Here is a 23809-nt window from a genome sequence, read left to right as displayed (position 1 = left end):
ATTCGGAGGCTGCGGTATCCGCCCCGCCGGACGCTTTCCGCCCGGTGTGGACCCGGGCGGGGCGGGGACCCCGCGTCGCTTTCCTGGGCACGGGGCGGATTCTCAAGGAGACCGGAACCGTGACTGCTGCTCTCACCGGCCTCGCAGTGACCCGCACGCTACCGAACGCACCATCACGCTCCCGCACCTCACGATGAACAATCACCGGAAAGTGCCATAAAAGGCTGATCCCACCACATTGAGCACCACCCCGTGATACCCAGTCGCACCAAGGAACCACAGGCCATCAGGAGCACTGCGCACGACCCTGATCCCCGCTTTTGGCCCCTTGGACATCCTTCGTTGCAACTGGAGTATGGGCCGCACCGAGTGGCGGTTGTGCTGCCGTGTCGCGCGTACCTCGTAGACCGAGACGGCGAACGATGCCACGGCGAAGCGCCCCCCTTCTCCGGCTCATCCCGCTTGGAATGCCCGAAGAAAGAAGAACCCATGCACACCGGCGCCGGAGAATCGGTGGCCCGGGAAGCACCAGGATCCGGTTTCGTCGCCGCCCATGGCCCACCCGCTCGAAAATCGCCGCTTGGGCTTGGGCTGATGTCCGAAGGCCCGGGTCATCGACCCGGGCCCTGGTGGGTGCTTGCTGTCAGGTGTGGGTCACCAGGCGAGGGCGTCCGCCATGGTCGACTGCCAGTACGAGACGCCGATCGAGTCGTCGACGTACACGCCCTGCGCGGGGAGCGACGGGCGGGCGACGCTCGCGCCCCCGCCGAAGAAGACCGCGAGGGACTTGGCCGTGCGGCCGCCCGAGCCGCTGCCGTCCGCGGCCGAGAGAAGGACGCTCGCATAGCCCGACTCGCCAGGGGCCAGCGTGACCACAGCCTGCGGCTTGGAGTCCTCGAAGGCCGGCGGGACGGACTGGGCCCCGTCGAACCGGACGGCCGGGTAGCCGGTGAGGTCACAGTTCTTCGAGCCGGTGTTGGTGATGGTGAGGAGAAGGTGGTTCAGGGGGCGCGAGACCACCGCCGCGGCCATCCGGGTGGAGGCGCTGGAGCAGCGGATGGAGGCGGACGCCGAGTCCTTCGAGCCGGTGGAGCCCGAAACGCCCGTGGAGTCGGAGGTTCCGGAGGTTCCTGTGGACCCCGAGGCCCCCGTGGAACCCGACGAACCCCTGGAACCCGTCGTGCCGCTCGAACCGGCCGCGCCGCCCGCCGCGCCTTCGGAGGTCGAGCTCGCCGGGTCGGCCTGACCCGCTCCGGTGGACGTTCCCCCGCTCGCCTTCTGCGCAGGGCCGGAAGGCTTGGTGGCGGCCGTGGGCGTCGACGTGGACGCGGATCCCACCGGTGCCCCCTCGTCCTTGACGCCCTCTCCGCTGCCGCACGCCGTCAACGTCAGCGTGGCGGCCGCGAACGCGGCGGCGACGAGCATGCGGGTGCGGTTGGTGCGTGTGGACATGAAATCCCCCTGTTGAGGTACGGGTGTTGCATGGGCCGCTCGACCGGGTGCCGGGAGCGGCGTGCTTGGATGGCCCAAGCTTGTGCGGTGATCCGTCCCGGCCGCCACGACTGCCGGGGTATCCGGAACGCTGGAACGCTCGCACTAGCTCTGACCTGGGGGAACGACCTCCCCCTGGAACGGGGGAACGGGACGTGGGGAGAGGGAGGAACGGTGGCGGGGGACGAGTTCTCGGAGATGTTGGGCCGGTTGAAGGACCGGTCCGGGCTCAGTTACGGGGTGCTCGGGAAGCGGCTGCACACGAGTACGTCCACGCTTCACCGGTACGTCAACGGGGACGCAGTACCGACGGACTACGCGCCCGTGGAGCGGTTCGCGCGGGTGTGCAAGGCGACGCCCGGGGAACTGGTGGAGCTGCATCGGCTGTGGGTTCTCGCGGACGCCCGGCGCAGGCAGAAGGCGGGCGGTGCCGCTCCCGCGGAGGAGGAACCGCAGGCGCGGACGGCGGAGAAGCAGGCCGGGACCGGAGCGAACGCCAACACCAGGGCGAACCTGAACACCGGGGCGACGGAGCCCGATACGGCGGCCGATCCCGATCCCGTTACTGAGATCGAGCGGCGCCCCCTGCCGGAGGCTCCCGTGGCGCGGCGGCAGCGTACCTTCGTTCTCGCCGGGACCACCGTGGCCGCCGCCCTCGTAGCGGCCGCTCTCGTGGTGAATCTCGTGCCCGGCGAGGGCGATGACGACCAGAGCGGGAAGCAGTCCGTGGGGGCCGCCTCCCCGTCGGTCGACGAAAGTCCCGACGCCTCCGAGCCGACCGGCGCGAAGGACAGGTCGGCCTCGCCGTCCGCCTCGCGCAGCGGCGGTCCTACGGTTCCCCCGTCCGCCTCCGCCTCCCGGAGCGGCGGCACCGGGGCCGGGGCGGCCCAGGGCGGCGGTGCCGAAGACGGGGCCTCCGCGCCCAAAGTCGTCGTCGACCCGTACAAGTGGGACGGGCCGTGCAGCCAGCACTACCTGCTCGACCGGAGGCCCGAGGAGGTGCCTCCGCCGCCGAGTGAACCCGACGCGCGCGGGTGGGTCACCGCGTTCGGCGGGGTCGCCGGCGGGCAGCAGATGCTCGCGCTGAACGTGCAGGGCACCGGGAAGGCCACCGTCGTCCTGGACGAACTCCATGTGCGGGTGGTGGAGAAGAGCGCGCCGCTCGACTGGAACGACTTCGTGATGGGCGTCGGATGCGGTGGCGGCGTGGAGACGACGGCGTTCGGTGTGGATCTCGATGCCGGGCGGCCCGTGGTCTCCCCCAAGGCCGGTCAGCGCGACTTCCCGTACAAGGTGAGCGAGTCCGATCCCGAAGTCTTCTACGTCTTCGCGGACGCGCGGGCGCACAACGTGAGCTGGTACCTGGAGCTGGAGTGGTCCAGCGGCGACCAGAAGGGCACCGTACGCGTCGACGACAACGGCAAGCCGTTCCGGACGAGCGGGAACGCGGGGCGGCCCGCGTACACCTATCCGCTCGGTGCCTCCGAGTGGGGGCGGGACGAGTCGTACCCCGACATTCCCGGCTGAGCGGCCGGCGGGCGGGCGCAGGCAGCGGATGATGGCCGGTATGGACACCGGTCTGCACATCCGTATCGACGCCGTCGACCTGCCCGGCCGCACCTGCCGTGCCTCTGCCGACGACGACGCCCCCGCGTACGCCGACATCCATGTCGCCGTGCAACGCCGTGACCGTCCGGCCGAACTCCTCGACCCGCAGCCCGGCGACGCCGCGTCCGCGACGTGGACCCTGGAGTGCACAGCGACCGCCTCGCCGACCGGTATCGACGTCAAAGGCCCGTACGTGCAGGACCGTCTGGGCCGCCGGTTCATCTACCTGTCGTGGGGCACGGTCGACGAACAGGGCCGCTTCACCATGTTCCGCCGCGCCAAGCTCATGCTCGACGCCGTCCCCGCCGACACCCTCGCCGCCGCCGCACGCGACGGCCTGCTGGTCGGACGCCTCGGCCTGACCGACCACGACGGCAATCCCCTGTGCGCACGGGTCGAGCCCCCGCGCATCACCTGGACCGCCGAACCCGCGGGCTAGGGCCTGTGTCGAAAGTGGCGTCGTCCGCCCGAAGGGCGGGCCGGGCGGCGTCCGGTGCGTGCTCTCGGCGTGCCGGGCGGAAGGCCCCGTCGATGGACCGGATGTACTTGGGCTTTCGCCCGGTGCGGCGAGTGGGGGCACCTCCCACGCCCTTAAGGCAGTGGGGGAGCGTGCCGGGCGCCGCCCGGCAGGCGCCACTTTCGACACAGGCCCTAGGAGAACACCGCTCAGTCCAGGTCCACGTCGAAATCCTCCCCGTTCAGGAACACCAGCTCCAAGACATCGGACGCCTGATCCTTGCGGCTGTCCGGGCCGAGGAGTGCCTGCTCGGTCCAGATGCATTTTCCCTTCGCCGTGTAGCGCGTGCCCCAGCGTTGCGAGAGTGCCGTGATCAGTTGCAGGCCGCGGCCTCCCTCATCGGTGTCCGTGGCGCGGCGGATGCGGGGCATCGTGAGGCTGCCGTCGAAGACCTCGCAGACCAGTTCGCGGCCGTGCAGCAGACGCAGGCTGACCGGGCCCTTGGCATGGCGTACGACGTTGCCCACCAGCTCGCTGGCCAGGAGTTCCGTGGTGGGTGTCAGGTCGTCCAGGCCCCAGGCGGAGAGTTGCTCGCGGACGTGGCGGCGGGCCTGGCGGGCCGCCTTCGGGTCCTGGGGCAGCGGCCAGGAGGCCATACTGTCGCCGGTCAGGGCGTGCAGGCGGGCGACGAGGAACGCGGCGTCGTCGGCCGCCTGGTGCTCGGCGGGAAGCAGGCCGGCCGTCAGGGTGTCGCAGAGGCGTTCCAGGTCCGCTCCGGTGCCGTCCTCATGGGCGGTACGCAGGAGCCGGGCCAGGTCCGCCATGCCCTCGTCCATCTCACGCTTGGCCGACTCGACCAGGCCGTCGGTGTAGAGCACGAGCAGGCTTCCCTCGGGGACCGGCAGTTCGACCGTCTCGAAGGGCGGCTCCGCCGCGCCCAGGGGCGGGTCCACGGCCAGGTCCGGGAAGTGGACCGTGCCGTCGGGGTGGACCAGGGCCGGGGGCGGGTGCCCGGCGCGGGCGATGGAGCAGACCTGGGTGGTGGAGTCGTAGAGCGCGTACAGGCAGGTCACGTACGACTCCTCGCCCATGCCGCCGACGATGTCGTTGAGGTGGCTCATGATCTCGTCGGGGGGCAGTTCCAGGTCGGCCAGGGTGTGGACGGCCGTGCGCAGGCGGCCCATGGTGGCCGCCTCGGGCAGGCCGTGGCCCATCACGTCGCCGACGACGAGGGCGACCTGGCCGCTGGAGAGCGGGATGATGTCGTACCAGTCGCCGCCCACGTCCATGCCCTGACCGGCGGGGAGGTAGCGGGCGGCGGCCTCGCACGCGGGCAGGTCGGGCAGCCCCCGGGGAAGCAGACTGCGCTGGAGTTCGCGGGAACGGGTGTGTTCGGCGTCGTAGAGCCGGGCCCGCTCCAGTGCCTGCGCGACGAGGGCGCTGATCGTGGTGAGGAGGGTGCGCTCCTCGTCGGTGAGGCGGCGCGGGCGGTCGAAGGAGACCGCGCAGACCCCGAACGTGTGCCCGGACGCGGTCAGCGGCAGAAACGCCCAGGCCTGTTTGCCGGCGTGGCCGGGCAGGTCGGCCCGTCCGGGGTAACGCGCGGCGAATTCCTGCGGGGAGGACAGGAACAGCGGTGTGCCGGCCAGGATCGTGTCCCACAGCGGGCTGGGCCGCATCCGCTCGCGGCTGCCGAGCCGGTCGAGGAAGTCGTCCGGGTAGCCGGCGGATCCGACGTCGTGCAGCCGGTCGCCCTCGCGCACCTGCACCACCAGCCCGGTGGCGGCGAACGGCGGCAGCACCCGTCGGGCGACCGCGTCCACCACGTCCTGCGAGGTCGTCGCCTTGGCGAGTGCCGTGGTCAGCTCCGCGATCCGGGCCGCTCGTTCGGATGCGGCGCGTTCGGCGGCCCGGTGCTCCTCCGCGAGGCGCCGCGGCTCGGTGACGTCGGTGAAGTAGAGGGTGCGGCCGTCGGGTCCCGGGACGAGCCGCAGGTGGTAGCGGCGCCCGGTGTCCGGCATGTGTACGTCGAAGCCGGCGGGCTTCTCCTCGGCCGCGGCCCGTCGGCAGCGGCTCTCCAGGCCGGGGACCTGCTGTGCGGAGGGCAGCTCCCACAGGGTGCGCCCGAACAACTCCTCCTCGGAGAAGCCGAGCGTGCGTTCCGCCTCCAGGTTGGCGAAGGTGATCCGCCAGTCGTCGTCCACCGCCAGGAAGCCGTCGCTCATGTGGCGCAGGGCCCGGCTGAGCGCGTCACGGGCGGTACGGGGCTCGTTGCTGTCCCACCCCACGCCGATCATCCGGTGGGCTTCGCCCTGTTCGTCGTACGTCGCCCTGCCGCGGGCCTGGGTCCAGCCCCAGGTTCCGTCCAGTTTGCGCACGCGGTACTCGGCCTCGTACACGCCGTGCTCCCGTATCGCCCGCTGCGCGGCGGCCAGCGTCGGCGCCAGGTCGTCGGGGTGGACGATCCGCATCCAGTTCTCGATCTTTCCGGTGAAGTCGGCCGTCCTGGTGCCGTAGAGCTCCAGGGCCGCCTCGTCCCACATCAGGTCGCCGGTCTGGATGTTCCAGTCCCACGAGCCGACGCTGACCTCCTTCAGCGCCTGCCGCAGGCGCTCACCGCCCAGTTCCGTGTGCGACGGCCCGGAGGGCGGCGGAGCCTGCACCATGCGCTCCTCGGTCCAGGCGACGAGGGCCCGCAGGAAGTCCCACTGCTGCTCGGTGGGCTCGCCGCCGTCGCCCATCAGGAGGGTGAGCGCGCCGATGCTGCGGTCCCCGCTGAATACCGGTAAGGCGGCCAGGCCGGTGCCGGGCCATCTGGCGTCCGCCGCTTCCGCCGCTTCCGCCGGAGGTGCGGCGGGATCGGGACGGTCGGCGGGATCGGGACGGTCGGCGGGATCGGTGGGTTCCAGCGGCACCCATACGCCACTGCCGTGATGCAGGGCACGGGCCGGGGCCAGCGGGCCTTCCTGGTCGAGGATCTCCCAAGGGCGGGTGAGGGCGGGAGGGAGCCCGGCCGCCGACACCAGACGCAACGCCGACATGGGGCCACGGAGGTGAACCGTTCCTCCCAAGGCGCCCAACTCGCCCACCGCATGCTGGAGGGCCAGCCGGAAGACTTCGCTTTCCGTGACACCGGGGACCACTGTGCTCAGCAAAGCCAACCGTGCGTTCATGCCGCGGACCTTATCGTTCTCATCTCGTTCGAAACCTTGCTTCGCAGGACTCTCACGGTTGTCCCCGGGCTGTCCCACAGAGCATCAACGCGCCTGCCCCCGGGCAGCCTGGCGGCATGGATATCGGTGTCTTCATCCCCATCGGCAACAACGGATGGCTCATATCGAAGAGTTCTCCGCAATACATGCCCACGTTCGAGCTGAACAAGGCCGTCGTACGCAAGGCCGAGGAGCACGGGCTCGACTTCGCCCTGTCGATGATCAAACTCAGGGGGTTCGGCGGTGAGACCGAGTTCTGGGACCACAACCTGGAGTCGTTCACGCTGATGGCGGGCCTGGCCGCCGCGACGGACCGGATCAAGCTGTACGCCTCCACGCCGATCCTCGCGCTGCCGCCTGCGATCGTCGCGCGCATGGCCGTGACGGTCGACTCGATCGCCCCCGGCCGGTTCGGCGTCAACATCGTCACCGGCTGGGCGCCCGGCGAGTACTCCCAGATGGGCCTGTGGCCCGGGGACGAGCACTTCGGCAACCGCTACGCCCGTGCCGCCGAGTACGTCACCGTGATGAAGGAGTTGTGGAGCGAGGGTGTCAGTGACTTCAAGGGCGAGTTCTACGAGATGGACGACTGCGTGCTGTCTCCCCGGCCGGCGAACGGGCACATCGACATCGTCGCCGCCGGACAGAGCAACACCGGCATGAGGTTCGCCGCCGAGCACGCCGACTACAGCTTCATCCTGGGCAGCGGCGTCAACACCCCGCTGGCGCTCTCGGACTCCACGGCCACGCTCGTGGACGCGGCGAAGGAGACCGGCCGCGACGTCGGAGCGCTCTCGCTGTTCATGGTCATCGCGGACGAGACCGACGAGGCCGCCCGGGCGAAGTGGAAGGACTACCACGACAACGCCGATCTCTCGGCGCTGGCCTACATGGCGGGGGAATCGGCCACGGACAACACCGCCGACGACTCCTCGACGGCCAGGACCATCTCACTGCCCGAGGGCGCCGTGAACTTCAACATGGGCACTCTCGTCGGGTCCTACGAGACCGTCGCGAGGATGCTCGACGAGGTCGCCGGGGTGTCCGGCACCAAGGGCATCATGCTGGTGTTCGACGACTTCCTCGAAGGCCTCGAGAACTTCGGCACGCGTATCCAGCCGCTGATGCGGTCCAGGTCGGGCCACTCGACGGCGGGCTGAGGTCACCGCGTCGGACCTCCGGTGTGGTGGAGGTGTCGAGGCTTCACCGCACGGAGGTCTTCGCATTGAAGCGCGCCTTCTTCTGACGATTTCCGCACGTGTTCATGTCACACCATCTGCGGGTGCGACTTTGGCTGGTGTCGAAGAAGGCGGCTCGGCAGGTCGGTGATGCGCACAAGGCCAATTTTCCGTCTCGTTCGCCTGCGATGATGCTGATCGCGTCGGCGGCGATCACGCCGAGGGCGTCTTCCACGCAGGAAGCCGAGCTGAGCCGCCATCGCCGCTTGCCCTCGGGCGTCAGGATCGCCGCGGCCCGCCCCTGAGCGCTGCAGTCATTGATGACTTGGACAGCAGACGCAGGGAGAGCGTCCTGGATCGCGGCCGCTGTCGCGGCGGCGTGGATCGACTCCCTCAGTTCCCGAGCGAGGTCGAGCTGGGCGGTCGTGCAGGAGTCCACGGCGAGGCCGTTCACCGCCAGCCAGTCGATGAGTCGCTGCGGCGTGGGAATGCGCTCCACGGCGTTGCCATGACGCTCCGACAGAGTCCCCGTGAAGCTGGTCGCCAGCACGTTGCCGAGGCGGAAGTCAGGGAAGGCAGCACGCATGGAACCACCTTAGCCGGTTGCCGCGTGGCTCGGAGAACTGCTAGAACCGTCTTAGCCGGTTCGCGATGGATCGTGGCCGGTTCCACGACGGCCAGGAGGTCTCATGCCCCGCCCAACCAGCGACGTGCAAGCCTTTGAAGCCCACGCAACCGACGCCGACCTCGACGATCTGCGCGCGCGACTGGCCGCGGCGCGACTACCGGAGGCCGAGACGGTCCATCGCGCCGCGCCCGACCCTCGCCGATGGGAACAGGGCGTTCCTCTCGCCGACCTCGTCGATGTCGTGAACTACTGGCGCACCGGGTACGACTGGCGGTCGTTCGAAGAGCGTCTCAACCGCATCGGCCAATTCCGCACGACCATTGACGATCTGGGAATCCACTTCCTGCACCGCCGATCCGCGCGCGCGGATGCCACTCCTCTGATCTTGACGCACGGCTGGCCGGACAGCATTGTTCGATTCATCGATGTAGTGGACGAAATGGCAGATCCGAAAGATGCGGACGCGCCGGCATTCCACGTCGTGGTCCCGTCGCTACCAGGCTTTGGTTACAGCGACAAGCCGGCCACCACCGGGTGGGGAACCGAAAAGATCGCGGCCGCCTGGGTGGAACTGATGGGAAGGCTCGGCTACAGCAAGTTCGCAGCCCACGGCGGCGACTGGGGAGGAAATATCACCACGGTCCTCGGCGGCAGGTTCCCGGAGCACGTTCTCGGCATCCACACAACGTTCGCGGAGGGACCGCCCGGGCTGACAACGGACGGGCTGACGGCGGTCGAGCGCAAGTGGACCGAGGAAACCCGCGATTTCTGGCGCAACCGCGCGGCGTACGCGAAGCAGCAGGCGACCCGACCGCAGACCATCGGCTACTCGCTCGTCGACTCACCGGTCGGGCTTCTCGCCTGGATCCTTGACAAGTTCGCCGAGTGGACAGATACCGAAGACAGCCCGTTCGAGACGATTTCCAGAGACCGCGTTCTTGACGACGTCACCCTGTATTGGCTGACGCGGACCGGCGCATCGGCGGCCCGCATCTACTACGAAAGCCACAACTCGCTGGACCCCGAACTTCGGGTCGACGTCCCGTCCGCACTCACTATGTATCCCCGCGACGTCGAGAAGTGTCCGCGCCCCTGGGCGCAGGAGCGGTACCGACAGATCGTCCGATGGAGGATGCCTGAAATCGGGGGCCATTTCCCGTCGCTGGAGGTTCCCGAGTATTTCGTCAAAGATCTGCAAGAGGGCCTCGCCGCAGTGCTGGCCGCTGATCGGTGAACGCGGCTCACGAACCCCCTTGGCGGCAGTAAGTGTTGCTCAGGATTGTGTTGATCCGCTTGCCGTCGGCTTTTGTCACCCGGTGGTTCGCTGTGCTGAACCGCTGAGCGGCGACCTGGTCCGGATCGGCGACGTTCCGCCGGAGGTCGACGCACTGCGCATCGGCTTTGGCGATGTCCTCGGGTGCGCCGAGGGCAGGGTCGACATAGCGCAAGGCGCTCTGGAGCGCGGCGATGCGCGCTGCGTCAAAGGCCTCATCAACCATGGAGCCCGTGTCCGGGGCGGGGTCTGCCGGGAGGCTGTCGGCCGGGGACCGGGGCGAAGCGGTGTCGGCAACGGCCGGGCTCTCGGCCACGCTCGCCGACGTCCCGCCCCCGCTCGGTTCGTCCGGGGAAGCTTTGCCCGGACCGTCGTTCCCACATCCCGCGAGCAGCAACGCCACGATGGGGGCGGCTACGACGGGAAGGCCTGAGCGTCGCGCGGAAGACTTCCGGCGCATGTCTCCACTCCTGAGTGAGAACCGACGGCTCCTTGCCGACCTCATCCTGGCGGGTCGTGCCCGGGACCGGTCCCGGGGCGGGGCCAGTCCCGGGGCGGGGCCAGTCCCGGGGCGGGGCCAGTCCCGGGGCGGGGCCGGGCGGGGGCGGGGCCGGGCGGGGGCCAGGCCGGGGCCGGGCGGGGCCAGGCCAGGGCCGGGCGGGGCCAGGCCAGGGCCAGGGCCAGGGCCAGGCCGGGACCGGGCCGGGGCCAGGCCAGGACCGGGCCGGGGCCGGGGCCGGGGCCGGGGCCAGGCCGGGGCCGGGCCGGGGCCAGGCCAGGGCCAGGGCCAGGCCGGGACCGGGCCGGGGCCAGGCCAGGACCGGGCCGGGGCCGGGGCCGGGGCCGGGGCCAGGCCGGGACCGGGCCGGGGCCAGGCCAGGGCCGGGCCGGGGCCGGGGCCAGGGCCAGGCCAGACCGGGACCGGGGCCGGAGCCAGACCGGGACCGGGGCCCTACGCCCGGCTCGGGCGCCGTCCGGGCCGGGCTGCGGGCGCGGCAATGGCCTCCGACTCGCCCTGGGCATCGCCGTGTTCGCACCCGGCATCACGGCCACGGCCTTCGTGCTCTCGCTCGGCCCCTCGCTGCTGTCCGGCCTGCTCCTGGTGCTCGTCGTCTCCGCGCTGCCGGCCGGAGCCGGGCAGGGCGTGGGCCAGCTCGGCGGACTCTCCCTGCTCAATTCCACCGTCCCGCCTGCGACGGATGGCCGAGGCCAATGCCGGGCTCACCGTGGGCGGTTACGTGACCGCCGGCATTCTGCCGTGTCCGCGGGCTACCTCAGCGACGCCATCAGGCTGACGGATCGGATGGGGCCACCGTCTTGGCACCGTCCTGATGGCTCTCCCCGTCGTCGGAGGTCTCGCGGTCGTCGTCGCCCGGCGCGGGGAGCCCGGGCCGGCGTGATCCCGGCCGTCGCGAAGTACGTGGCCCCGGTCGTCGCGACGTCCGTGCGTCAGGGCAGCCGGAGCGTGGACCAGGTCGCCGGGTCGGCGGTGAGGTGGCGGGCCAGTTCGTCCCGTGCGGGGACCAGGGGGACGTCGTCCCGGGTACGCAGGGTCGCGGCGGCCAGCAGGTGGCCCAGGCGCAGGCCCTCCGTCGGCCCGCTGCCTTCGAGGAGAGCCGTCAGGTAGCCGGCGGCGAAGGCGTCACCGGCGCCCACCCGTTCGACGACAGGGGACGCGGGGGTGGGGACGAAGGTCTCCTCGCCGCCTTGGCCGTACGAGGTTGCTCCCCGCCCCGCGTCCTTGACGACGATGACGGGGGCGGGCCCGAGCAGGTCGCGGATCTCCTCGGACTTGCCGGTGCCCCACAGGGTCTCGGCCTCGTCCCGTCCGACGAAGACGATGTCGGCGCCGCGGGCCAGCTCCAGCAGGACGGGCGCCGCGTCGGCGGGCCGGTGCCGCCACAGGGCGGGACGGTGGTTGACGTCGAAGGAGACGGCCGGTCCCGGTACGGCCCGCCGGGTGACGATCTCGGCGACCAGTTCGGCGCAGCTGTCCGACAGGGCCGCGGTGATTCCGGAGAGGTGGAGGATCCGGGCCGCACGCAGGTGCGGGAGACGGATCAGGGCGGGGCCCATGGCGGTGGCCGCCGAGTTCCGGCGGTAGTAGTACGTGCCGGTCCCGTCGGGGCCGGGGTCCTTGAAGTACACGCCGGTGGGCCGTTCCGGGTCGACCTCGACCGCGGACACGTCGACCCCGCGGGCCGTCAGATCGCTCAGGACGCGTCGCCCCAGCGGATCCGCGCCGACCCGGCTCACCCAGGCCGCGCGGTGCCCGAGAGCGGCCAGACCACAGGCCACGTTGGACTCCGCCCCGCCCACGGCCAGCCCCAGGGTCGTCTGCCCCTCCAGCGGTCCCGCGTCACTCGGGCTGAGCACCGCCATGGTCTCGCCGACGCACACGACGTCGGCCACGTCGGCCATGTCGGCAACACCTGACTTGGGAGGGATGAGCACGGGTCGTCCTTCGGCGGGATGGGACAGTGACGGCGGATGACGGCCGCGCGGACGGCCGGGCGGGAGGGCGGACGGCGGCATGATGCCGCGGCCTACGTGTCGAGCACCCGGTGCAGGAACTGCTGCGTCCGTGCCTCGGCCGGACTGCCGAGCACCTGTGCCGGCGGGCCCTGCTCGAGGACGACCCCGCCGTCCATGAAGACGACACGGTCCGCGGTGTCCTTGGCGAAGCGCATCTCGTGGGTGACGACGACCATGGTCATGCCGTCCTCGGCGAGGGAGCGCATGACGCCGGTGACCTCGCCGACCAGTTCGGGGTCGAGCGCGGAGGTGGGCTCGTCGAAGAACATGATCGCCGGGTCCATGGCGAGCGCACGGGCGATGGCGACGCGCTGCTGCTGGCCGCCGGAGAGCTGGGCGGGATAGGAGTCGGCCTTGTCGGAGAGCCCCACCCGGGCCAGCGCGGCCCGCCCGCGCTCCGCGGCCTCCGCCTTCCCGAGCTTCCTGACCTTGAGCAGGGCGAGGGTGACGTTGCCCAGCGCGGTCCTGTGCGGGAAGAGGTTGAACTGCTGGAACACCATGCCGACATGGCCGAAGATCTCGGGCGCGCGCTTGCGGTCGTGCAGCGGTACGCCGTTCACCCACACCTCCCCGCTGTCCGCGCGCTCCAGGTCGCACATGATCCGCAGCAGGGTGCTCTTGCCGGAGCCGCTGGCGCCGATGAGGACGACGACCTCGCCCGGCTCCACGTCGATGTCGACGCCCTTGAGGACGTTCAGCGCGCCGAAGCGCTTGTGCACGCCGGTCAGGGTGATCCGCGCGGGTGCGACGGGCTGCCGTACGGCGTCGGCGTCGGTGTCGGTGGTCGTCATGCGGTGACAGCCTTTCGTTCCATCCGTCGCACGACGAGCGACAGCGGGTAGCAGATGACGAAGTAGAGGGCGGCAACGGCGAGATAGGTGGTGGCGGGGTCGCCCGCCCGGTCGATGACGGCCTGCCCCTGCCGCAGGAGTTCGACGTACCCGATCACGACGGCGATCGAGGTGTCCTTGATGAGGGAGAGGTACTGGCCGACCAGCGGCGGCAGCACGATCGCCCGGGTCTGCGGCAGGATCACGCTGGTGAAGGTCTGCACGCGGCCGAGGCCGAGGACCCGCGCCGCCTCCCACTGGCCCCGGGGCACGGCCTCGATGCCGGCCCGGAAGATCTCCGCGATGTACGCGCCCTGATACAGGGTCAGCGCCAGCAGGGCCGCGCCGAAGACGGTGATGCCCGCCAGGTTCAGATAGGCCGCGCCGAAGTAGATGAAGAGCATCTGGATCAGCAGCGGTGTGCCGCGGAAGACCTCCAGATAGCCCCGGGCGAGTTGCGCCAGCACGGGTGCGCGGCTGGTGCGTACGGCCGCGACGAGGAGCCCGGTGAGCGTGCCGGTGGCGATGGCCGCGACGGACAGCAGTGCGGTGGCCCACAGTCCGTCGGTGAACAGCTCGCGGTTCGACCAGATGACCGACCAGTCCATCACGCCGCCTCCTTACGGACGTTGGGCACGGACCGTGCGGACAGCAGCCGTCGTACGGCGTCCAAGGGGCCCGGTCTCACGACCCTGGGCAGCGGCGGTTTGAAGGCCACCCGGCCGACGAGCCCGGCCACCAGCACGACCAGGTTGGTGAGGATCAGATAGAGCACCGCGGCGATGCCGAAGACCTGGACGGTCAGCAGGGTGCGGGAGTTGATGACCATGGCCGTGCCGGTGAGTTCGGGGACGGAGATGGCGGACAGCAGCGACGAGCCCAGGATGATCTGGACCAGCTGGTTCACCACGGCCGGGTAGACGTGGCGCAGCGCCTGCGGCAGCACGACGTGCGCGAAGGTACGGCCGGGGCCGAGCGCGAGCACTCGAGCGGCCTCCCGCTGGCCGGGCGGCACGGCCTGGATGCCGGCCCGGAAGATCTCGGTGAGGTACGCGCCCACGTTGACGCCGAGCGCGAGGACACCGGCCTGCACGGGGCTGAGCCGCACACCGGCCGACGGCAGGGCGAAGTAGGCGACGAACATCTGGAGCAGCACGGGGGTGTTGCGGATGACCTCGACGTAGACGGCGGCCGGCGCGCGCAGCACGGCGTACCGGGATCTGCGGGCGAGGGCGCCGAGCAGACCGAGGGCGCAGGCCATGCCGAAGGCGGCGAGCGAGAGCCTCAGCGACAGCCAGGCGGCGTCGACGTACGTCGTCCAGTCCTGGAGGGCGTAGGTCCAGTCGGTGAGCATGGGACTCCTCCCCGGGGGCGGCTACGGGGCCGCCGCCCGGCGGACTCGTGAGTCAGCAGGAACTCAGCAGGAACTCAGTAGGACGGGTTGAGCGGGTAGACGCGGTCGACGCCGAACCACTTCTTGTAGAGGGCGTCGGCCTGACCGGAGGTGTTGAACTCCCGCAGCCAGGTGTTGACCCACTGCAGCCAGGTCGAGTCGCCCGACTGGACGCCGATGGCGTTGTACTCCAGCGGGACGACCGAGTCCTTGGTGACCTTGAGGGAGGGGTCCTGCTTCGCCTGGTAGTTGAGGAAGTTGGAGTCCTCGACCATGGCGTCGGCCTGACCCTGCTTGACGGCGAGCACGGCGGCGGAGGAGGTGTCGTACTCCTGGATCTTCGCCTCGGGGTTGCCGGCCTTGACCGCGTCGCCGTTGGTGGAGCCCTTGGTGACGGCGACCGTCTTGCCGCCGAGGTCCTTGATGGTGGAGATGCCGCTGGACTTCTTCACCAGCAGCACCTCGCCCGCGACGATGTACGGGTCGCTGAAGGCGACCTGCTTGGCACGCTCGGCGGTGGTGGTGAAGTTGCAGACGACCGCGTCGACCTTCTTGGTCTGCAGGTTGGGGATGCGGTTGGCGGACGTGGTGTCGACGACCTTGACCTTGACGCCGAGCGCCTTGGCCATGGCGGTGGCGACGTCGACGTCGAAGCCCTGCGGCTTGTTGTCCTTGCTGAGCGAGCCGAACGGCGGGAACGTCAGGCAGCTGGCGACGTTCAGCGTGCCGCGCTTGATCACCGTCTGGAGCGTCGAGGACTGCTGGCCCGCGCCCGTCGTCTGGGCGCTGGAGCTGCAGGCGGTGAGGAACGCGGCGCCGGTCACACCGGCACAAATCACCATCAGAGGGCGGGTACGGTGACGGAGTCTCATCACGGGGGTTCCCTTCCGGGAGGGCGGGGGCGGAGACCTGGGGACGGCCGGAGGGGGCGGCGCGGCCGGGACGGTGTCGGTTGTTCTGCTATGCAAAACTTGATTTCGCAGAACGTTGGGCAGAAGCTAGCCACAGCACGCGAGAAGCGTCAATGGCTATGCCAATATGTGACATTTCGTTTTGCAATGCAGCACAAGTGTCACAGCACTCAGGAGGAACCGGCGTGCCCTCGTCCGACAGCGCGAACGACACTCCCGACGCACCAGACGCACCCGACGCCCCGACAGGCCGTCGCAACGCCTCGTCCTCCCTGCGGCGTGCGCTGGGCATCCTGATGTACCTCGCCGAGGACCGGGGACATCCGCACGGCGTCACACTGACCGACCTGGCCACCGGGCTCCAGCTGAGCAAGTCCACCGTGCTGCGGCTGATCGCACCCCTGCGGGAGGTGCGGCTGGTCGACCAGGACCCCGAGTCGGGCCGTTACCGCCTCGGCCCGCAGAACGCGCTGCTCGGCCAGGCCTACCTGGAACGGCGCGACACCCGGCAGATCACCTCCCCGACGCTGCACCAACTCGCCGAGGACAGCGGCGAGACCGTCCACCTCGTGACCTTCGATCCGCCGGAGATCGTCTACATCGACAAGGTCGAGAGCCCCCGGGCGGTCCGGATGCACTCCCGGATCGGCAGCCGCCAGCCCGCCTACTGCACCGCGACCGGCAAGGTGTTCCTCGCCCACAGCGAGGACGACGTCGTCGACAAGGTGATCGCGGCGGGCATGCCCGCCCGCACCTCGGCGACCATCACCACCCCGGAGCGACTCCGCGAGGAGCTCGCCCTCATCCGCCGGCGCGGCTACGCCGTCGACGACGTGGAGAACGAACAGGACATCCGCTGCGTGGCCGCACCGGTCCACGATCACGGCGGCAACGTCACCATCGCCGTCAGCATCTCGGGCCCGGCCACCCGGGTCACCCGTGACCGCCTCCCCGAACTGGGCGCCCTGCTCACCGCCGCCACCGGTGTCGTCACCGAGAACCTCGGCGGGACCGTGCCGCGGGCCGAGGACGAGGCCGCCGCCGACTCGCACCGGACGGGATGAGGCGAGGGGCGTACCGAACCGCCACTACGGGTGGAGGCCCGCCTCCCCCACGACGCGGACACCCGTCTCCTCCCCCGGCCGCACGGACAGAGGGCCCGCGACCCGGATACCGACCGGGGTGCCGTGGCCCTCGACGGCCACGGTGACCATGGCGTCGTGACCGTAGTACGACACGTCGGTCACCGTGCCCCTGACCGAGCCGTCGGCGTCCGCGGCGGTGAGGAGGAGCTGTTCCGGGCGGAGCAGGACGGTGCCGGTCCGCACACCCTCGGGCGGCGCGGCGAGAGGCACCGCCCCCAGGGCGGTCACTGCCGTACCGTCGGCGTCGACCGTGCCGGGGAGCAGGACGGCGTCACCGACGAAGCCGGCGATCCAGGGGTCCACGGGGCGCCGGTAGAGGTCCTGCGGGGTGGCGCACTGGGCGACCCGGCCCTCCCGTACGACGGCGACGAGGTCGGCGGTGGACAGGGCTTCCTGCTGGTCGTGGGTGACGAGGACCGCCGTGGCCCCGGTCGCCCGCAGCGCTGCCCGTACGTCCGCCCGTACTCCCGCCCGCAGTGCGCTGTCGAGGGCGTTGAACGGCTCGTCGAGCAGCACGAGCCCGGGGCGCGGGGCGAGCGCGCGGGCCAGGGCGACGCGCTGTTGCTGGCCGCCGGACAGCTCGTGCGGCATGCGGTCGCCGTAGCCGGCGAGGCCGACCAGTTCGAGCATCTCGTCCGTGACGCGCCGCCGTTGGGGGCGGTCGACGCCGGTCAGTCCGAAGGCGACGTTGCGGGCCACGCTCAAGTGCGGGAAGAGGGCGCCCTCCTGGGGCACGATGCCGATGCGGCGCCGCTCCGGCGGGACATGCACGCCGGGCCCGTTCAGGAGGCGGTCGCCGAGTCGGACGGTGCCCGCGTCGGCGTGCAGGAACCCGGCGACGATCCGCAGCAGCGTGGTCTTGCCGCAGCCGGAGGGGCCGAGGACGGCGGCCAACGCGCCCGCCGGGACGGTGAGTTCGAGCCCGCGCAGAATCGGCTCCCCGGCTCCATAGGACTTTCCGTAGGACTTGGTGAGCCCTTCGACGTGCAGTGCGTTCATGTCCGGTGCCTGCCTAGGAGGTACGAGGGGACGGCGGCCAGCAGGATCAGCGCGGCGGCGTAAGGGGCGGCGGCCGCGAAGGATCCGGCACCGGTCTCGGTCCACAGCCGGGTGGCGAGGGTGTCCATGCCGGTGGGGCGCAACAACAGGGTCGCGGGCAGCTCCTTCATGCAGACCACGAAGGTGAGTGCCGCCCCGGCGGCCACGCCGGGCGCGGCCAGCGGCACGGTGACCTCGCGCAGCACCTGCCACGGCCGCCGCCCGAGCGAGCGGGCCACGTCCTCCAGGACGGGCGGGGCCTGGAGCACGGCCGCGCGGGTGGCGGCCACCGCGACCGGCAGGAAGAGTACGGCGTAGGCGCCTACCAGCAGCGGGAGTTGCTGGTAGAGGGGGTAGGCGTAGCGCACGGCGAAGAAGACCAGGGCGAGCGCGACCGTGATGCCGGGCAGCGCGTGTCCCGCGTACGCCGCCTGCTCCAGCAGACGGGCGCCGCGGCCCCGGTGCCGGGCGGCGATCACCCCGACCGGCAGGGCGAGGACCGTGGTGAGGCCGGCGCCCGCCGCCGCGACCCCGAACGTCGCCCAGGCCGTCTCCGCGAGTCCGCCGAGGTCCCGGCCGGCCGAGCTGCCGACGGCCAGCCAGTAGCCGAGGGTGCCCAGCGGGAAGGCGACGGCCACGGCCGCCACCGCGGCGCACCACAGCAGGGCGAGCGGCCGCCACCGGCCGAGGGCGACCGGGAGAGCCGGGCGGGCGGTGCCCGTGCCGGTCCTGGCGTGGCCGGCGCGTCCGCGCGTACGGGCCTCGGCGGCCACCAGCGCGATCGTCATCACGACCAGCACCACGCTGAGGGCGGCGGCCGGGGTCCGGTCGAAGGAGGCGCGGTAGGAGGTGTGGATGGCCCGGGTGAAGGTGTCGTACCGCATCAGGGACACCGCGCCGAAGTCGGAGAGCACGTAGAGCGCGACGAGCAGCGCTCCACCCGCGGCGGCCGGTCTCAGCTGCGGGAGCGTGACCCTGACGAACGTCCGCAGCGGCCCGTGCCCGAGGGAGCGCGCCACCTCCTCCTGAGCCGGGTCGATGCCCCGCAGCGCGGCGGCGACCGGCAGATGGACGTACGGGAAGCTGACCAGCGTCAGGGCGAGCGCGGCGCCGCCGAACCCGGCGAGGCCCGGCTCGGCGGACAGCCAGGCGAAAGCGGCGACGTAACTGGGCACCGCCAGCGGCAGCGTGGCCAGCACCGACCAGGCGCGGGCGCCGGGCAGCGCGGTGCGCACGGTCAGCCAGGCCAGCGAGACGCCCAGCACCAGGCAGGCCGCCACGACCACGGCGGTCAGGCCGAGGCTGCGGGCGAGGAGGTGCAGGGTGCGTTCGTCGGCGACGACGTCCCAGGCGAAGGCCGGGCCGCGTTCCAGGGCGCGAACGGCGAGGTAGCCGAGGGGCAGCAGGGCGAAGAGGGCGGCCACGCAGGCGGGGACGAGCAGGACCAGGGGTGGCTTCCGGCCTGCCGTACGCGTCCTTCCGGGCCTGCGGGTCGCCAGTGAGGTGGACGGCGATGTCGGCACGGCGGGTCAGACCAGTCCGACGTCCTGGAGCATGGCCAGCGTCTCCTGGAGGGACTCCAGCTTGCCGAGGTCGATGTCGGGGGACTCCAGCGACTCGAACGCGGGCAGACCCGCCACGCTGCTGGTGACGCCCGCGGCCAGCGGGTACTCCTTCGTCCTGTCCGCGAAGTAGGTCTGCGCCTCCTTCGACAGCAGGTAGTCCACGGCCTTCTGGGCGCTCTCGCTCTGTCCGCCGTCCTCGATGATGCCCGCGCCGGCGACGTTGATCAGCGCGCCGGGGTCCCCGCCGGGCAGGAAGCGCAGCTTGGAGTCGACCTTGTCCTCGCCCTTCTCGGCGACCCGCTCGTACCAGTAGTAGTGGTTGACCAGGCCGAGGGAGACCTCGCCGGACTCGACGGCGTCCAGGGTGGCGAGGTTGTGGGCGTACGTCTTGGCGCCGTTCGCCTTCAGGTCCTTCAGCCACTCGCGGGTGGCGTCGTCGCCCTTCAGGACGCGCATGCCGGTGACGAAGGCCTGGAAGGAGGCGTTGGTCGGCGCGAAGCCGACCTTGTTCTTCCACTCCGGCTCGACCACGTCGAGGACACTGTCCGGGACGTCGCCCTCGGCGACCTTGTCCGGGTTGTACGCGATGACGCGGACGCGCCCCGAGAGGCCGACCCAGTCACCGCCGGAGCCGCGGTAGGCCTCGTCGACCTTGTCGAGGGTGGCCGAAGGCAGCTTTCGCAGCATGCCCTCCTCGGACAGGGCGCCCAGCGCGCCGGCGTCCTGGGAGAAGAACAGCCCGGCCTTGGTGCGGTCGCCCTCCTCCAGGATCTGGGCGGCGAGCTCCGCGCTGTCGCCGTACCGCACCTCGACCTCGACGCCGACGGCCTTCTCCAACTTGTCCAAAAGTGGCTTGACGAGCTTCTCGTTGCGGCCGGAGTAGATGACGAGGGAGGAGGCGTCGCCCTCGCCCCCACTGTCCTTGTCGTCGGAGCCGCACGCCGCGAGGGCGGGGAGCAGCAGACCGGCCGCGACCAGCGCGGTCGTCCGGCGAACCGAGGGGCGTCGCATGGCGTGTGCCTTCCTGCGGGGCTCGCCTTGGTGCCGCCGCCGGTCATGTCGTGGAGAGCGGGGGCGAAGCGGAACCTGTGACTTTTCCGTGGCTTGATTATGTCCCTGCTATGAATAAGGTAAGGATTACCTAAACGTCAAGGGTTCTGTGCTGAAGCGGACGTTCCCGCGGAAAGGGCGCGCCCCGTGCTCCACCCCTCCGAGCCCTTCCCGGCTCCCTCCCTCGCACCCGAGGTGCTTGGCGTGCCCTTCGCGCGCGAACTCGCGGCCCACGGCGACCGCGTCGCGCTCGTCACGCCGGAGGGGGAGCTGTCGTACCGCGACCTGGCCGAGCGGGTGGCCGCCACCGCCGAGCGCCTCGGGCCCGTACGGCGGCTGGTGCTGCTGGCCGGGGCCAACCGGACCGACGCGCTCGTCACGCATCTCGCCGCCCTGTCCGCCGGCCACCCCGTCCTGCTCGTCCCCGGCGACAGCGAGAGCACCATCCGCTCCCTGACCAAGGCGTACGCCCCCGACGTCGTGGCCCGCCCGGACGCCGACGGGACGTGGAACCTCGACGAACGGCACCCCGGCAGCGTCCACACCCTCCACCCGGACCTCGCCCTGCTGCTGAGCACCTCCGGCTCGACCGGCTCGCCCAAGCTGGTGCGGCTCTCCCACGAGAACCTCCAGGCCAACGCCGAGTCCATCGCCGCGTACCTCGACCTCGCCGACACCGACCGCGCGGCCACCACGCTGCCCCCGCACTACTGCTACGGCCTGTCCGTCATCCACAGCCATCTGGTGCGCGGCGCCGGGCTGATCCTCACCGAGCGGTCGGTGTCCGAGGCGGCCTTCTGGGAGGAGTTCCGCGCCGCCCGCGGCACCTCGCTGGCAGGAGTTCCGTACACCTTCGACCTGCTCGACCGGGTCGGCTTCGAGCGGATGGACCTGCCGCACCTGCGCCGCGTCACCCAGGCGGGGGGCCGGCTGGCGCCCGAACGCGTCGCCCGGTACGCCGAGTCGGGGCGCCGCTCGGGCTGGGAGCTGTTCGTGATGTACGGCCAGACCGAGGCCACGGCCCGCATGGCCTACCTCCCGCCGCGGCTCGCCGCCGAGCGCCCCGAGGCGGTCGGTGTACCGATACCCGGCGGCTCCTTCCGGCTGCGGCCGGTCGACGGCCACGGTCCGGACGTCGGCGAACTGGTCTACTCGGGGCCGAACGTGATGCTCGGTTACGCCGACGGCCCGGCCGACCTCGCCCTCGGCCGGACCGTGACGGAACTGCACACCGGGGACCTCGCCAGGCTCGCGTCCGACGGGCTGTACGAGATCACGGGCCGCCGCAGCCGCTTCGCGAAGATCCTCGGGCTGCGGATCGATCCGCAGCGCGTCGAGTCCCTGCTGGAGGAGCGCGGGGTCACCGCGTACTGCGCGGGCGACGGGGAGGCGCTCGCGGTGGCGGCGCTCGGGAGCGCCGGTGAGCAGACGCGGATCCGGCGGCTGGTCGCACAGGAGTGCGGGCTGCCGTCCCGTGCCGTACGGGTCCGGGCCCTCGACCGGCTCCCCCGCCTGGCCACGGGCAAGCCCGACTACGAGGCCGTACGGCGCCTGACACGCCCCGTGGAGGAGGCGGCGGCACCCGGCTCCGGGGAGGATCTCCGCCGCCTCTACGCGGAGATCCTCGACCGCACCGACGTCACCGAGGACAGCAGCTTCGCCGGCCTGGGCGGCGACTCACTGTGCTACGTCGAGATGTCCCTGCGCCTGGAGGAGGCCCTGGGCCATCTGCCCACCGACTGGCACACACGGACGATCCGCGAGCTGCGGACCACGCGGGTGCCGGCGGCGACGTCCTGGCGGACCCGCCGCACTCTGGAGACCGGCATCGCCCTGCGCGCCGTCGGGATCGTCCTCATCGTCGGCTCGCACGTCCAGATCTTCGACATCAAGGGCTTCGCCCACATCCTCCTCTGCGTCGCGGGCTACAACTTCGCCCGCTTCCAGCTGACCGACGCCGGGCGCCGCGAGCGCGTACGGCACCTGTGGCGCAGCATCGCCCGCATCGCGGTACCGAGCATGGTGTGGATCACCGGCGCGGTGGTCCTGACCGACTTCTACGACCCGGCCAACGCCCTGCTGCTCAACAGCCTGCTCGACCAGGGAAACGACCGCTTCGACTGGGCCTACTGGTTCGTGGAGGCCCTGGTCCACTTCCTCGTCTTCCTCGCCGTCCTCATGGCCGTACCGCTGCTGGACCGGCTGGAGCGGCGGTACGCGTTCGGCGTGCCGCTGGCCCTCACGGCCATCGGCCTGGTCGGCCGCTACGACCTGCTGGGCCTGGCGTCCCCCCGCCCCCAGCTGACCCCCACCGTGGTCTTCTGGCTGTTCACGCTGGGGTGGGCGGCGGCGCGGGCCTCCGCCGTGCGGCAACGGGCGCTGCTGACGGCGGTGCTGGTGCTCACCGTGCCCGGCCTGTTCCATGACCAGCCCCTGCGCACGGCCCTCGTGATCGTCGGGTTGGCGCTGCTGATCTGGGTACCGGCCCTGCCCAGCCTCGGCCCGCTCAGCGCGCTCGCGGGCGTGCTGGCGAGCAGCTCCCTCTACATCTACCTGACGCATTACCAGGTCTACCCCTACCTCCAGGAGGACTTCCCCCGCACCGCCCTGTTCGCCTCCCTCCTGGTCGGCATCGGCTACGCGGCGGTCGTGACCCGGGTGACGCGGACGGTCCGTTGGCTGTGACCGGGACTGCCGAGTTCCGGAACGGCCGCGGCGGCCACCCGGGCATGCCGGATGGAACTTCGGGGAGTTGCAAAGAGTTGGCAAGATGACGTGCGCAACGCACGCGGACGACCGGAACGACACGGCTAAGCCGAGGTGGCACGTATGGCGATGTTTGATCGGATCAAGGACCAGGCCAAGAGTCTGCAGCAGCAGGCGCAGGGGGCGCGGAGCTCCGGTGGACACGGACACGGGCGGCCGGGTTCAGGGTCCTCCGGGGGATCGAAGGCTCAGCTGGTGAACACGCTCAAGTCCCAGCTCACCTCCCTCAAGACGGAGCTGAAGAGCGGCGCCTACCGGGACGCCAGCATGGCCATGTGCGCCCTGGTCGCCGCCGCCGACGGGCATGTCGACCCGGCCGAGCGGCAGCATGTGGAGTCGCTGATCCTGAACAACGACGTCTTGCAGAACTTCCCGTCCGAACAGCTGCGGCAGCGCTTCAACAAGCACGTCGACCAGCTCGCGTTCAACTTCCAGCAGGGCAAGACCGAGGCCATGCAGGAGATCGCCAAGGCCGCGAAGAAGCCGACGGAGGCCAGGGCGGTCGTACAGACCGGCTTCGTCGTCGCGGGTGCGGACGGATACGTGGCGCCGGCCGAGGAGCAGGTCCTGCGTGAGGCGTGCTCGGTACTCGGGCTGTCCCCGCAGGAGTTCGGCCTCTGACGACGCGCGTCGCAGTCCGGCCCGGTGCGCGCGCTCCGCGCGGCACTGCTGTGCACAACAGCAGTGCCGCGCGGAGCCGTTCCCGGTACCTCCCGGCTCCCCGACGGG

The 23809-nt window shown here is 71.2% G+C and carries 19 protein-coding genes and 1 pseudogene; 8 read left to right on the top strand and 12 right to left on the bottom strand.

The window, feature by feature from the left end:
- Positions 1–654: 654 nt before the first annotated feature.
- Positions 655–1452, bottom strand: coding sequence for a DUF4232 domain-containing protein (locus Q4V64_RS27080; RefSeq protein WP_124438687.1), 798 nt, complete (start codon positions 1450–1452; stop codon positions 655–657).
- 213 nt (positions 1453–1665) lie between these two features.
- Here Q4V64_RS27080 and Q4V64_RS27075 point away from each other — a divergent pair, with 213 nt between their 5' ends.
- Both Q4V64_RS27075 and Q4V64_RS27070 read left to right on the top strand, forming a co-directional pair.
- Complete coding sequence (locus tag Q4V64_RS27075) at positions 1666–3018, top strand: helix-turn-helix transcriptional regulator (protein ID WP_124438686.1); 1353 nt, start codon at positions 1666–1668, stop codon at positions 3016–3018.
- Between the two features lie 28 nt (positions 3019–3046).
- The gene (locus Q4V64_RS27070; protein ID WP_124438685.1) at positions 3047–3538 is read left to right on the top strand and encodes a DUF5990 family protein; all 492 of its coding nucleotides are present in this window, start codon (positions 3047–3049) and stop codon (positions 3536–3538) included.
- 227 nt (positions 3539–3765) lie between these two features.
- Here the strand turns inward: Q4V64_RS27070 and Q4V64_RS27065 are convergent, their stop codons facing one another.
- Positions 3766–6729: a SpoIIE family protein phosphatase gene (locus tag Q4V64_RS27065; RefSeq protein WP_124438684.1), complete on the bottom strand. Its 2964-nt coding sequence runs from the start codon at positions 6727–6729 to the stop codon at positions 3766–3768.
- 116 nt (positions 6730–6845) lie between these two features.
- On the opposite strand from Q4V64_RS27065, the gene rutA reads away from it, so the two are divergent.
- Complete coding sequence (gene rutA / locus Q4V64_RS27060; RefSeq protein ID WP_124438683.1) at positions 6846–7928, top strand: pyrimidine utilization protein A; 1083 nt, start codon at positions 6846–6848, stop codon at positions 7926–7928.
- A gap of 43 nt (positions 7929–7971) precedes the next feature.
- Here rutA and Q4V64_RS27055 read toward each other — a convergent pair whose 3' ends face one another.
- Complete coding sequence (locus tag Q4V64_RS27055; protein WP_124438682.1) at positions 7972–8532, bottom strand: CGNR zinc finger domain-containing protein; 561 nt, start codon at positions 8530–8532, stop codon at positions 7972–7974.
- Positions 8533–8635: 103 nt separating this feature from the next.
- Between Q4V64_RS27055 and Q4V64_RS27050 the strand changes: the two genes are divergently transcribed.
- A complete protein-coding gene (locus tag Q4V64_RS27050; protein WP_124438681.1) occupies positions 8636–9808 on the top strand; it encodes an epoxide hydrolase family protein in 1173 nt (390 codons plus the stop codon).
- A gap of 7 nt (positions 9809–9815) precedes the next feature.
- On the opposite strand, the gene Q4V64_RS27045 is transcribed toward Q4V64_RS27050, so the two are convergent.
- Positions 9816–10073: a hypothetical protein gene (locus Q4V64_RS27045; protein WP_124438680.1), complete on the bottom strand. Its 258-nt coding sequence runs from the start codon at positions 10071–10073 to the stop codon at positions 9816–9818.
- A 768-nt stretch (positions 10074–10841) separates the two neighbouring features.
- On the opposite strand from Q4V64_RS27045, the pseudogene Q4V64_RS55240 reads away from it, so the two are divergent.
- A pseudogene (locus tag Q4V64_RS55240) lies at positions 10842–11247 on the top strand (MFS transporter); the annotation flags it as partial.
- A 49-nt stretch (positions 11248–11296) separates the two neighbouring features.
- Here Q4V64_RS55240 and Q4V64_RS27035 read toward each other — a convergent pair.
- The 5 genes from Q4V64_RS27035 to Q4V64_RS27015 form a co-directional block, all read right to left on the bottom strand.
- Positions 11297–12268, bottom strand: coding sequence for a sugar kinase (locus tag Q4V64_RS27035; RefSeq protein ID WP_124445558.1), 972 nt, complete (start codon positions 12266–12268; stop codon positions 11297–11299).
- Positions 12269–12393: 125 nt separating this feature from the next.
- Positions 12394–13173, bottom strand: coding sequence for an amino acid ABC transporter ATP-binding protein (locus tag Q4V64_RS27030; RefSeq protein ID WP_124445559.1), 780 nt, complete (start codon positions 13171–13173; stop codon positions 12394–12396).
- Positions 13170–13820, bottom strand: a complete 651-nt coding sequence (locus tag Q4V64_RS27025; protein WP_124445560.1) for an amino acid ABC transporter permease — start codon at positions 13818–13820, stop codon at positions 13170–13172. Before Q4V64_RS27025 ends, Q4V64_RS27030 begins: the two co-directional genes overlap by 4 nt.
- The gene (locus tag Q4V64_RS27020) at positions 13820–14566 is read right to left on the bottom strand and encodes an amino acid ABC transporter permease (protein WP_124445561.1); all 747 of its coding nucleotides are present in this window, start codon (positions 14564–14566) and stop codon (positions 13820–13822) included. Before Q4V64_RS27020 ends, Q4V64_RS27025 begins: the two co-directional genes overlap by 1 nt.
- Before the next feature lie 74 nt (positions 14567–14640).
- Positions 14641–15447, bottom strand: coding sequence for a transporter substrate-binding domain-containing protein (locus Q4V64_RS27015; RefSeq protein WP_253267511.1), 807 nt, complete (start codon positions 15445–15447; stop codon positions 14641–14643).
- Between the two features lie 254 nt (positions 15448–15701).
- On the opposite strand from Q4V64_RS27015, the gene Q4V64_RS27010 reads away from it, so the two are divergent.
- A complete protein-coding gene (locus tag Q4V64_RS27010) occupies positions 15702–16580 on the top strand; it encodes an IclR family transcriptional regulator (protein WP_253267512.1) in 879 nt (292 codons plus the stop codon).
- A gap of 24 nt (positions 16581–16604) precedes the next feature.
- Here the strand turns inward: Q4V64_RS27010 and Q4V64_RS27005 are convergent, their stop codons facing one another.
- The 3 genes from Q4V64_RS27005 to Q4V64_RS26995 are packed head-to-tail and all read right to left on the bottom strand — an operon-like array spanning position 16605 to position 20275.
- A complete protein-coding gene (locus tag Q4V64_RS27005) occupies positions 16605–17660 on the bottom strand; it encodes an ABC transporter ATP-binding protein (RefSeq protein WP_124445563.1) in 1056 nt (351 codons plus the stop codon).
- On the bottom strand, positions 17657–19222 hold the full coding sequence (locus tag Q4V64_RS27000) for an iron ABC transporter permease (protein WP_124445564.1): 1566 nt from the start codon (positions 19220–19222) through the stop codon (positions 17657–17659). The genes Q4V64_RS27005 and Q4V64_RS27000 overlap by 4 nt, the downstream gene beginning before the upstream one ends.
- 6 nt (positions 19223–19228) lie before the next feature.
- Positions 19229–20275, bottom strand: a complete 1047-nt coding sequence (locus Q4V64_RS26995) for an iron ABC transporter substrate-binding protein (protein ID WP_124445565.1) — start codon at positions 20273–20275, stop codon at positions 19229–19231.
- A gap of 243 nt (positions 20276–20518) precedes the next feature.
- On the opposite strand from Q4V64_RS26995, the gene Q4V64_RS26990 reads away from it, so the two are divergent.
- On the top strand, positions 20519–22999 hold the full coding sequence (locus Q4V64_RS26990; RefSeq protein WP_253267513.1) for an AMP-binding protein: 2481 nt from the start codon (positions 20519–20521) through the stop codon (positions 22997–22999).
- 144 nt (positions 23000–23143) lie between these two features.
- A complete protein-coding gene (locus Q4V64_RS26985) occupies positions 23144–23701 on the top strand; it encodes a tellurite resistance TerB family protein (protein ID WP_124445567.1) in 558 nt (185 codons plus the stop codon).
- Positions 23702–23809 lie beyond the last annotated feature (108 nt).

The sequence above is a fragment of the Streptomyces sp. NL15-2K genome (genome assembly GCF_030551255.1).
GTDB lineage: Bacteria > Actinomycetota > Actinomycetes > Streptomycetales > Streptomycetaceae > Streptomyces.
This window is presented reverse-complemented; position numbering and strand designations above follow the sequence as displayed.